The organism is Nocardiopsis sp. NPDC006198 (assembly GCF_040613895.1).
Taxonomy (GTDB): Bacteria; Actinomycetota; Actinomycetes; order Streptosporangiales; family Streptosporangiaceae; genus Nocardiopsis; species Nocardiopsis tropica.
Map to the genome: position 1 here is coordinate 38,089 of NZ_JBEXSY010000055.1, position 6,014 is coordinate 44,102.

3 protein-coding genes are annotated in these 6,014 nt (G+C 74.3%); all 3 read left to right on the top strand.

Annotated elements, in window-relative coordinates; translation table 11 throughout:
• The first annotated feature begins 364 nt into the window (after positions 1-364).
• The 3 genes from ABZ234_RS26890 (at position 365) to ABZ234_RS26900 (ending at position 5,831) form a co-directional block, all read left to right on the top strand.
• The gene (locus ABZ234_RS26890; RefSeq protein ID WP_355013889.1) at positions 365-1,132 is read left to right on the top strand and encodes an ABC transporter ATP-binding protein; all 768 of its coding nucleotides are present in this window, start codon (positions 365-367) and stop codon (positions 1,130-1,132) included.
• A 3-nt stretch (positions 1,133-1,135) separates the two neighbouring features.
• A complete protein-coding gene (locus ABZ234_RS26895; protein ID WP_355013890.1) occupies positions 1,136-3,931 on the top strand; it encodes an FtsX-like permease family protein in 2,796 nt (931 codons plus the stop codon).
• Between the two features lie 286 nt (positions 3,932-4,217).
• Positions 4,218-5,831, top strand: coding sequence for an MFS transporter (locus ABZ234_RS26900; protein WP_355013891.1), 1,614 nt, complete (start codon positions 4,218-4,220; stop codon positions 5,829-5,831).
• Positions 5,832-6,014: the final 183 nt, after the last annotated feature.

Here is a 6,014-nt window from a genome sequence, read left to right on the forward strand (position 1 = left end):
TGCGGATTCTACGGGCGGCTCCCGCCGGTCCCCCGCGTCCGACGGCCGTCCCGCCGCGCCGCCACGACCATTCGACTTTCGCGTCATCGCAGGTCATAGCCGCCATGTCGGCCGAATAACACGGACAGTGACGGGGCCGCCCCCGACGAAAGTCGGCGGGTCGGCCAGACGAAGGAGTCCCGAACCCGCCGCGCACCCCTCCTTCGGCCGACCCCGGGATCGGCCCAGCGGTGGACGCCCCGGCGGCCCCCGCGGCCCTAGCGTTGTGGTGTGCCGGGCCGGACGAGAGGTCCCCCGGCGCGGGCAACACCGATCAACCACCTCCCGTACATCCGTCGTCCCACCGTCTCTGGAGCTGTCTGTCGTGACCGAGTCCACTGTGAAAACCGTCCCCCCGGTCGCCTCGCCACCGGTCGTGGTCGCGCGGGGCCTCACCAAGACCTACGACACCGGCGACAGCAAGGTCCACGCCCTGGCCGGGGTCGACGTGGAGTTCCACCGGGGCGCGTTCACCGCGATCATGGGCCCCTCCGGCTCCGGCAAGTCCACGCTGATGCACTGCCTGGCCGGGCTGGACGTGGCGACGTCCGGCACCGTGCACCTGGGGCGCACCCAGATCACCGGTCTGCGCGACGCCGAGCTGACCCTGCTGCGCCGCGACCGGATCGGGTTCATCTTCCAGTCGTTCAACCTGTTGCCGATGCTCACGGCCGAGCAGAACATCCTGCTGCCCTCCCAGATCGCCAGGCGCGCGGTCGACAAGGAGCGCTTCGAGCACATCGTCGACGTGGTCGGCCTGCGCGACCGGCTCCACCACCTGCCCGCGAAGCTCTCCGGCGGGCAGCAGCAGCGCGTGGCCGTCGCCCGCGCCCTGCTCAACGCCCCCGAGGTCGTCTACGCCGACGAGCCCACCGGCAACCTGGACTCGCGTTCGGGCTCGGAGGTCCTGGCCTTCCTGCGCGGCTCCGCCCGCGACCTGCACCAGACCATCGTCATGGTCACCCACGACCCCGTCGCGGCCTCCTACGCCGACCGCGTGGTGTTCCTCCGCGACGGCCGCCTGGTGGACGAGGTCCTCGAGCCCACCGCCGAACTGGTCTCCGCGCGGCTGCTGAAGCTGGAAGAGGTCTGATCCATGCTGCGCACCACACTCGCCGGGCTGCGGATGCACAAGTCCCGGTACTTCACCACGGTGATGGCCATCCTGCTCGGCGTCATGTTCGTCTCCGGCACGATGGTGTTCGCCGACACGCTGAACGCCAACTACGAGAAGTCCGTCATGGGCTCCGCGACCAGCGTCGACGCGATCGCGGTCCCCGCCGCCGAGGAGCCGGCGGACCCGGCGGAGCCCTCGGAGCCGGAACCGCTGACCGAGGCCCAGCTGGACGGCGTCCGGGCCCTGCCCGAGGTGGCCGGGGCCGACGGCATCGTCAGCGGACAGGCCGTGCTCCTGGACCGTGACGGCCGCGCGTTCGGCTTCATGCCGCCCGCCGCCATCTCCATCGGGGAGACCAGCCGCTTCTCCGCGGACGAGGGCGAGCTGCCCGGGGGCCCCGACGAGCTGGCCCTGGCCAGCTCCACCGCCGAGCAGGCGGGCTTCGGGGTCGGCGACACGGTGACGGTGCTCGACCCCGCGCAGGAGGAGCGCGAGTTCACCGTGACCGGCCTGGTCGACTTCGGCGTGGACCCGGGCTACAGCTACGGCGGCGCGCTCGTCTTCTCCCCCGACACCGTCGGGGAGATGACCGGCGCCACCGGCTACACCGAGATCGACGTGCTCGCCTCGGAGGGCCACACCGACGAGCAGGCCGCCGAGGCCGTCGCGGCCCTGCTGGGCGACAGCGCGGACGTGCAGACGGGCGAGGCCTTCGGCCTGGAGATGGCCGAGTCCGCCGGCGGCGACACCGCGATGATGCGGACCGCGCTGCTGCTGTTCGCGTTCATCGCCATGTTCGTGGCGGGGATCGTCATCTACAACACCTTCGCCATCCTCATCGCGCAGCGCCAGCGGGAGATGGCCCTCCTGCGCTGCGTCGGCGCCAAGCGCGGCCAGGTGTTCCGGTCCGTCCTGCTGGAGTCGGTGGCGGTCGGGCTGATCGCCTCCGCCCTCGGCGTCCTGGCGGGCGTCGGCATCGGCATGGCCGGTGCGGCGTTCGGCGGCCCGCTGCTGGGCATGGGCGGCTCGGTCCCCGTGGTGATCACGCCGTCTGCCGTGATCGTGGGCCTGGCGGTCGGCACCGTGGTGACCGTCTGCTCCGCCCTGGTCCCGGCCACGCGGGCCACCCGGGTCCCGCCGCTGGCCGCGCTGCGCACCAGCGCGACCGCGGGCGGCCTGGAGAAGGGCACCGGCTGGATGCGCGTCGTGTTCGGCGTCCTGACCTTCCTGGTCTCGGCCGCGCTGGTGGCCCTGACGCAGGTGTCCGGCCCGAACCAGATGGGGCCGGTCATCGTGACGGCGGCCGCCCTGATCGCCTTCGTGGGCGTGGTCGTGCTGGGCCCGCTCCTGGTGCGCGGCATCGTCCGCCTGGTCGGCGTCCCGCTGCGCAGGGTCGGCGTGCCCAGCATGCTGGCGGTGGACAACTCCACCCGCAGCCCGCGCAGGGCCGCCACCGCGATGATCGCCCTGACGGTGGGCGCCACGCTCATCACGGGCTACTCGGTGGTCAGCGCCTCCCTGGAGTCCACCATGACCCGGATGCTCGACGAGCAGTTCCCGGTGGACTACCAGGTCAGCGCCCAGTACTCGATGGACGGCGCCTCCGGCGGCGACACCGTCGCCGAGGAAGCCCCCGCGGAGGACGGCGCCTCCGGCGAGGACGCGCAGGACGGCGCCGGGACGGACGGCGCCCCGGCCGAGGACACCGTGCAGTCCCCGCCCGAGGGCGCGCAGGAGGGGCAGGAGGGCGAGGCCCCGGCCGACGGCGCGTCGCCCGAGGACGCCGCGGCCGAGGACGGCGCGGCCTCCCCGGAGGAGGGGGCCGACACGTCCGCGTCCGGGGAGACCGGCATGCCCCTCGTCCCCACCGAGGTCGAGCACGCCCTCGCGGAGAGCCCCCTCCTGGACAAGGTGATCGCCCAGCGCGGAGGCACGGTCGAGGGCTACGACGCCTCCCCCGTGGGTTCGCTCTCCGTCAGCACCTACGACGGCGCCGAGCTCGGCGTCGACATCACCGGCGAGACCGTCGAGGGCGAGATCTCCGGTTTCGGTCCCGGCGAGGTGCTGCTCTCCGAGGGGCTGGCCGGCGGCCTGGGCGTGGGCGACACCCTCACCCTGCCGTCCCCGGACGGCGAGGTCGACCTGGAGGTCGCCGCGGTCCTGGCCGACGCCCAGACCCTGTGGGGCGCGGTCGTCTCCCCGGAGGACTTCGCCACGCTGTTCCCCGACACCACCGACAGCGAGATGGTCTACGTCCGCGCGGCCGAGGGCGCCGACGCCTCCGAGGTGCGCGACGCCGTCTACACGGCGGTGGACGACCACCCGACCATGCAGGTCATGTCGGTGGCCGAGATGAAGAACCAGTTCTCGGACATGATGGACATCGCCTTCTACACCATCGCGGCGATGCTGGGCCTGGCGATCGTCATCGCGGTGTTCGGCATCTCCAACACGATGGCGCTGTCGGTGCTGGAGCGCACCCGCGAGTCCGCCCTGCTGCGCGCGCTGGGCCTGGCCAAGGGGCAGCTGCGCCGGATGCTGGGCGTCGAGGCGGTCCTGCTGTGCCTGATCGGCGCCGGCATCGGCATCGTGCTGGGCGTGGTGTTCGGCTGGGCGGCGGGCGCGGCGACCCTGCCCGACATGGTGCTCACCGTTCCGGCCGGGCAGATCGCGGTGTTCATCGCCGTGGCCGTGCTCGCGGGCCTGCTGGCGTCCGTGCTGCCCGCCCGCCGGGCCGCCGGGGCCTCCATCACGGGGGCGCTCGCCAGCGAGTAGGGGCAGGTCACATCCTGCACAACTCGGGGACAAGAGACGCGGGGGCCCCCCCGCGGGGGGGGGGGCGCCCCCGACCGGGGGCGCGGGGGGGTGGGGGTGGTGGGGAATGGGTGGGGAGCGGCCGCGATGGGGGCCGGGGCGGGGGGGGGCCCCGGCGGCCTCCCTCCGGGGGGCGCTCCCCTGCGTGTTGGGCCCGCACAACCCCTCCAAAACGCGGGCACAACTGACGGGCGCCCCCCCGGGGGGGGGGGGGTCCGCGCCGTACTGTGGACCGGGGGTGTGTGCTGTGTCTGGATCTGCTTCGGTACCGGCGACGAGCGGCGCGGTGGCCTGGGGGACACCGGCCGCCCGGTGGATGCTGACCGCCACCGTGCTCGGCTCGGGGATGGCCTTCCTCGACTCGACGGTGGTGACGGTGGCGCTGCCCGCCGTCCAGGAGGACCTGGACACGGGGCTGTCCGGGTTGCAGTGGATCGTCAACGGCTACATGGTGACGCTCTCCGCGCTCATCCTGCTCAGCGGCTCCCTGTCGGACCGGTTCGGCAGGGTCCGCCTGTTCATGGCGGGCGTGGCCGTGTTCGCCCTGGCGTCGGCGCTGTGCACGTTCGCGCCCACCCTGGAGTGGCTGATCGCCGGACGCGTGGTGCAGGGCGTGGGCGGCGCCCTGCTCACCCCGGGGAGCCTGGCCATCCTCCAGGCGGGCTTTCGCGAGCAGGACCGCGCACGGGCGATCGGGGCGTGGTCCGGGCTGACCGGGGTGGCCTCGGCGGTGGGGCCGTTCGTGGGCGGCTGGCTGGTACAGATCGGCGACTGGCGCCTCATCTTCCTCATCAACCTGCCGATCGCCGCGGCGGTGCTGGCGATCGCCTGGTTCAAGGTGCCGGAGTCGCGCGACGCCCAGGCCCCCCGGAGGCTGGACTACCCGGGCGCGCTGCTGGGGGTCGTGGCCCTGGGCGGGATCACCTACGCGCTGATCCAGTGGGGCGCGGTCGGCGGCACCCCGGCCGTGTGGACCGGCGTGGTGGTCGGCGTGCTGTCCCTGGGCGCCTTCCTCGCGGTGGAGGCGCGCACCGCGAACCCCATGCTGCCCCTGGGGATCTTCTCCTCCACCCCGTTCAGCGTGACGAACGCGGCGACGGTCCTGATCTACGGATCGCTGGGGCCCCTCCTGTTCCTGCTGGTCATCCACCTCCAGGAGGTGGGCGGGTACTCGCCGGTCGCGGCGGGGGCCGCGTCGCTGCCGATCACGCTCCTGATGCTCGCCCTCTCCGCGCGCTCGGGCAAGCTCGCCGCCCGGATCGGCCCGCGGCCCCAGCTGGTGGCGGGCCCGCTGCTGCTGGCCGCGGGGTTCGTGCTGCTGTCCCGCCTGGGCCCGGACGCGCCCTACCTGACGGGGGTGCTCCCCGGGGTCCTCCTGGTGGCGCTGGGGCTGTCGACGACGGTGGCGCCGCTGACGGCGACGGTGCTCGCGTCGGTGTCCGAGCGGCACGCGGGGCTGGCGTCGGGGGTGAACAACACGTTCGCGCGCGCCGCGCAGCTCATCGGCGTGGCCGCCGTCCCCGTCCTGGCGGGGATCGGCGGCTCCGGGAGCCAGGGGTCCGGATCGGGCGCCGCGTCGGCGGAGATCGCCCAGGGGTTCGGCCCGGCGATGCTGATACTGGCGGGCCTGTGCGTCCTGGCCTCCCTGTGCGCGCTGGCGCTGCCGCGCGGGCGGATGCCCGAGGCCGCGGAGGCGGCCGAACGCGGTGCGATGGCCGAAGAGGCCGGTGCCGTGGCCCCGCGCGCCGACGACCAGCCGCTGCGGTTCTGCGGTGTGGCGGGGCCGCCGCTGCGCTCGTGCCCGGGTTCGACGGCCGGGGAGATCTCGGACGGCCGGGGGCCGGGCGCGCCGCCCTCCTGAGGGACCTGTCCTCCTGAGGGACACTGTGCGCGAGACCCCGGCCCCTTCCCCGGCTTCGGGGCGCACCGCCCTTCCGAGGTACACGGGGCCGGCCGCGTGCGGGACCCCGGAACTGCCGCCGGGGAGGAGCGCCCGCCCGCCGGGCCGGGGCAGCGCGCGGCCCCGGGGGCCGGAGGGGCTGCC